The sequence below is a fragment of the Streptomyces sp. 13-12-16 genome (assembly GCF_002114215.1).
Taxonomy (GTDB): domain Bacteria; phylum Actinomycetota; class Actinomycetes; order Streptomycetales; family Streptomycetaceae; genus Streptomyces.
The window spans coordinates 1-4914 of sequence record NZ_NCTE01000197.1 but is presented as its reverse complement, the minus strand read 5'-3'; the positions used below and the strand labels follow the sequence as shown (position 1 = coordinate 4914).

Genomic DNA, 4914 nt, shown 5'->3' with positions numbered 1-4914 from the left:
CGCGTCCACGCCGGAGTCGGCGACGAAGGCGCGGGCCCGGTCGGGGTCGGTACGGGCGCCCGGGGCGTGGGCGTCCGGCGCGGCCTGCCCGCCCTTGCCGCCGATCTCGCCCAGCTCGGCCTCGATCCACAGCCCCCGGGCGTGGGCCCAGTCGACGGCGGCCCGGGTCGCGGCGAGGTTGTCGGCGTAGGGCAGCCGGGACGCGTCGTACATCACGGAGCCGAATCCGGCGTCCGGGGCCTGGCGCAGCAGGGTGTCGCTCTGTACGTGGTCGAGGTGCAGGGCGACGGGGACGGTGGCGCGTTCGGCGGCGGCGACGGCGGCGCGGGCGAGCGGCAGCAGCCGGCCGTGGCGGAACTTCACGGCGTTCTCGCTGACCTGGAGGACGACGGGGGCGTTCGCCGACTCGGCGCCGGCGATGACGGCCTCGACGTGTTCGAGGGTGATGATGTTGAACGAGGCGACCGCCGAGCGGTGGGCGGCGGCGCGGGTGACGAGCTCGCCGGTGGTGGTGAGGGGCACGGTCCGTCCTTTCCTACGGGGTTGCGTCCTTTCCGGCGGGTCAGGGCGCGAGGACGACCGAGCGGGTGAGGTGGCGGGGCCGGTCGGGGTCCAGGCCGCGGGCCGCGGCGACGGCGACCGCGAGCCGCTGGACGCGGACGAGTTCGGCGAGCGGGTCGAGGGTGCCCTCGATCCACAGCCCGCCGGTGTCACGCACCTGCCGGGCCAGCCCCTCCGGCGCGTCACCGAGCATCCAGGTCGCGGTGGTGGAGGTGGTGATGCTGATGGGTCCGTGCCGGTACTCCATCGCCGGGTAGGCCTCCGTCCAGGCGAGGGCCGCCTCGCGCATCTTCAGTGCGGCCTCGTTGGCCAGGCCGACGCTCCAGCCACGGCCGAGGAAGGTGAACTGGGCGCGGTCCACGAGCCCTTCGGGCAGCGGGTCGGCCAGCGCCGTGCGCCCGTCCTCGACGACCGCGTCGGTGTGCAGGCCCAGATGGGCGCGGAGCAGGGTGAGGGCCGTGGTGGCGAACCGGGTCTGGACGACGGAGCGTTCGTCCGCGTGGTCGAGGACGACCGTCTCGTCGGCGAGTGACGTCACGGGGGTGGCCGGATCGGCGGTGACCGCGGTGGTGCGGGTGCCGCCCTTCAACCGGCCCAGCAGGTCGAGGACTTCGGTGGTGGTCCCGGAGCGGGTGAGGGCGACGACGCGGTCGTAGGCCCGGTGCCGCGGGAACTCCGAGGCGGCGAAGGCGTCGGTCTCGCCCCGGCCCGCGCCCTCGCGCAGGGCCGCGACCGCCTGTGCCATGAAGTACGACGTCCCGCAGCCGACCACCGCGACCCGCTCCCCCGCCGCCGGAAGCACCGGGGCGTGGGACGGGGCCTGCGCGGCGGCGCGGCTCCAGCACTCGGGCTGACTGTTCAGTTCGTCCTCGACATGGGTCATGCCGCACCCCCGAAGGCTCGATGCTCTTTCTTGCAAGATTGAGCGAGGTTTCGAGCAAAATCAAGCATTCGGTCGGAGGCCGGGTGCGTTAGGGTCGCCGGAGACCGAAGGAGACCGGGGGAGACGACGGGAGGGCGGATGTCGCGGGACGCCCGCTGGAAGACGCTGCTGGAGCTGCTCGTCGAGCGCGGCCGGCTGGACGTCGAGGAGGCGGCCGGCGAGCTGGCGGTGTCGGCCGCGACGATCCGGCGCGACTTCGACCGGCTCGCCGAACAGCAGATGCTGGTGCGCACCCGTGGCGGAGCGGTGGTGCACGGGGTGTCGTACGAGCTGCCGCTGCGCTACAAGACCGCGCGGCACGCCTCCGAGAAGCAGCGCGTCGCGAAGGCGGTGGCGGATCTCGTCGCGCCGGGCGAGGCGGTCGGGCTGACCGGCGGTACGACCACCACGGAGGTGGCGCGGGCGCTGGCCGTGCGCGGGGACCTCGCCTCGGGCTCGCCCGCGCTGACCGTGGTGACGAACGCGCTCAACATCGCCAACGAGCTGGCCGTGCGCCCCCAGTTCAAGATCGTGGTGACCGGCGGGGTGGCGCGGGCCCAGTCGTACGAGCTGGTCGGGCCGCTCGCGGACGGGGTGCTGGGGCAGATCACCCTCGATGTGGCGGTGCTCGGTGTCGTCGCCTTCGACGCCGTGCACGGGGCGGCGGCCCACGACGAGGCGGAGGCGGCGGTCAACCGGATGCTGTGCGAGCGGGCCGAGCGGGTGATCGTGGCCGCCGACTCCAGCAAACTGGGCCGGCGGGCGTTCGCCCGGATCTGCGCCGCCGAGCAGGTGGACACCCTGGTCACGGACACCGGCGCGGACCCGGAGACGGTACGCCGCTTCGAGGAGGCGGGGCTGCGGGTCGTGGTGACCTGAGCCGGTCCGGCCGAAGCTGCCTAAGCTGGCACATGAGCACGGCGTGCCGGCCCAGGGAGGCTGCGATGGACGCGATGGCCAAGGAACAGGACGGGCCCGGGGCGCGCCGCTACGTACCGATCGCCGACCACGGGCTGATCGGCGATCTGCGCAGTGTGGCGCTGGTGGGCACCGACGGCACCATCGACTGGTACTGCTGCCCGTCCTTCGACTCGCCGAGCGTGTTCGGCGCGATCCTGGACACCGGGCGGGGCGGCTGCTTCGAGCTGGCGGCGGCCGTGCCGGCCCGCACCAAGCAGTTCTACTTCCCCGACACCAACGTCCTGATCACCCGGTTCTTCACCGAGGACGGGGTCGGCGAGGTGCAGGACTTCATGCCGGTCGGCGGCACGCCGGCCGACGAGGCCCGGCACCGGCTGATCCGGCGGGTGCTGTGCGTGCGCGGCTCCGTGCCGTTCCGGACGCTGGTGGCGCCGCGGTTCGATTACGGCTCCCGCCCGCACACCGTGCGGCTGGCCGGCGGCATCGCGGTCTTCGACTCCGAGGAGTTGTCCCTGGCACTCACCGCGACCGTCCCGATGGGGACCGACGGGCCGGACGTACGGGCCGAGTTCAAGCTGGCCGAGGGGGAGACGGCGGTGTTCGCCCTGGACCAGGTCGGCGCGGAGGTGACGCCGAGCCGCTGCGAGTGCGGGGAGGCGGAGCGGCGGTTCGCCGCGACGGTGGCGTACTGGAGGCGGTGGCTGTCCTCCTCGCGGTACCGGGGCCGCTGGCGGGAGATGGTGCACCGCTCCGCCCTCACCCTGAAGCTGCTCACCTACGCGCCGACCGGGGCGATCGTGGCGGCGCCGACGACCAGCCTGCCCGAGGAGCTCGGCGGGGAACGCAACTGGGACTACCGGTACGTGTGGGTGCGCGACGCGGCGTTCTGCGTGTACGCGCTGCTGCGGCTGGGCTTCACCGAGGAGGCCGAGGCGTTCATGGGGTTCGTCTCCCGGCACATCAGTCCGGGCGACTGCAAGGCCTCCGGCCCGCTGCAGATCATGTACGGCATCGACGGCCGCACCGAACTCCCCGAGCGCGAACTCGGCCATCTGGAGGGCCACCACGGCTCGGCACCGGTCCGCGTCGGCAACGCGGCTGCCGACCAGCTTCAACTGGACGTCTACGGGGCGCTGATCGACTCCATCTACCTCTACGACAAATGGGCCGAGCCCGTCTCCAGCGAGCAGTGGGACCATGTGACGGCGCTGGTGGACTGGGTGTGCGCGCACTGGGACCAGCCCGACGAGGGCATCTGGGAGACGCGCGGCGGACGGAAGAACTTCCTGTACTCGCGCCTGATGTGCTGGGTGGCGATCGAGCGCGCCGTCCGGATGGCCAACCGGCGGGGCCTGCCCGCCGATCTCCCCCGCTGGCAGTCGAGCCGGGACACCATCTACCGGCGGATCATGAGCCGCGGCTGGTCGGCTTCGCGCCGGGCCTTCGTCCAGCACGAGGACGGGGAGGTGCTGGACGCGGCGATCCTGATGATGCCGCTGTCGAAGTTCATCGCGCCGACCGACCCGAAGTGGCTGTCGACGCTCGACTCCCTCACCGAGGACCTGGTGTCCGACTCGCTGGTCTACCGCTACGACCCGATGGTGAGCCCCGACGGACTGCACGGCGACGAGGGCACGTTCTCCATCTGCTCGTTCTGGTACGTCGAGGCGCTGACCCGCGCCGGGCGCCTCGACGAGGCGTCCCTCGCCTTCGAGAAGATGCTGACCTACGGCAACCACCTCGGTCTGTACGCCGAGGAGATCGGCCACACCGGGGAGCAACAGGGCAACTTCCCGCAGGCGTTCACCCACCTCGCCCTGATCAGCGCCGCGTTCAACCTGGACCGTGCCCTGGGCTGAGGCCCGGTGGAGGCGCGGGCGGACGAGGTGACGGCCGGTGCCGGGCGCGGCACCCGGCCCGGCGTCCTCGCCGGGGGACCGGAGGTCCCGGGCGGGACCGGCACGGTGACCACGGACCGGCCGGCCGGGGTGGGCGAACCCGTGCGGATGGATCATGCGTACCGTGGGCACCTGGTGATTCGTCCACGATGCCATCGCGGGAGAGACAGATGAGCGAGCCGCCCACCACCGACCACCAGGACGTCACCCGTCCGCTCACCAGGCCCGTGCCGCCCGCCGACGGACTGCGCAGGGTCGCCGCCGCGGTCCTCGGCGATCTCAGAGCCGTGGACGGCGCCCTGTACGCGGCGGTCGCCGCCACACCGACGCCCACGCTCGACCGGGCGCTGCGCAGGCTGTCCCACACGGCCGACCACTCCAAGATCTCGTTCGCCATCGCCGGGGTCCTCGCGCTGAGCGGGGCGCGGCCCCGGCGGGCGGCGCTGGTCGGGGTCGGCGCCGTAGCCGTGGCGTCGGCGTCGGCCAATCTGCTGGGCAAGCGGCTGGTCCGCAGGGCCCGGCCGGACCGGGAGGCGGCGCGGGTGACCGTGGACCGGCACGTGCCGATGCCGACGTCGGCGTCGTTCCCCTCGGGGCACACGGCCTCGGCGG

Annotated in this window: 5 protein-coding genes; 3 read left to right on the top strand and 2 right to left on the bottom strand. The window is 73.2% G+C overall.

The annotated features are described in order from the left end of the window. Both B7767_RS08945 and B7767_RS08940 read right to left on the bottom strand, forming a co-directional pair. Positions 1-522 (bottom strand): class II fructose-bisphosphate aldolase (locus B7767_RS08945; RefSeq protein WP_179167074.1); only part of this gene is annotated, 522 nt, incomplete at its 3' end. Positions 523-562: 40 nt separating this feature from the next. Then, positions 563-1444 (bottom strand): SIS domain-containing protein, encoded by an 882-nt coding sequence (locus tag B7767_RS08940; protein ID WP_085571703.1) that lies wholly within the window; start codon positions 1442-1444, stop codon positions 563-565. 138 nt (positions 1445-1582) lie between these two features. On the opposite strand from B7767_RS08940, the gene B7767_RS08935 reads away from it, so the two are divergent. The 3 genes from B7767_RS08935 to B7767_RS08925 all read left to right on the top strand — a co-directional run. Continuing rightward, positions 1583-2362 (top strand): DeoR/GlpR family DNA-binding transcription regulator, encoded by a 780-nt coding sequence (locus tag B7767_RS08935; protein WP_085571702.1) that lies wholly within the window; start codon positions 1583-1585, stop codon positions 2360-2362. Positions 2363-2427: 65 nt separating this feature from the next. Then, the gene (locus tag B7767_RS08930; protein WP_085571701.1) at positions 2428-4263 is read left to right on the top strand and encodes a glycoside hydrolase family 15 protein; all 1836 of its coding nucleotides are present in this window, start codon (positions 2428-2430) and stop codon (positions 4261-4263) included. Positions 4264-4472: 209 nt separating this feature from the next. Then, positions 4473-4914 (top strand): phosphatase PAP2 family protein (locus B7767_RS08925; RefSeq protein WP_085571700.1); only part of this gene is annotated, 442 nt, incomplete at its 3' end.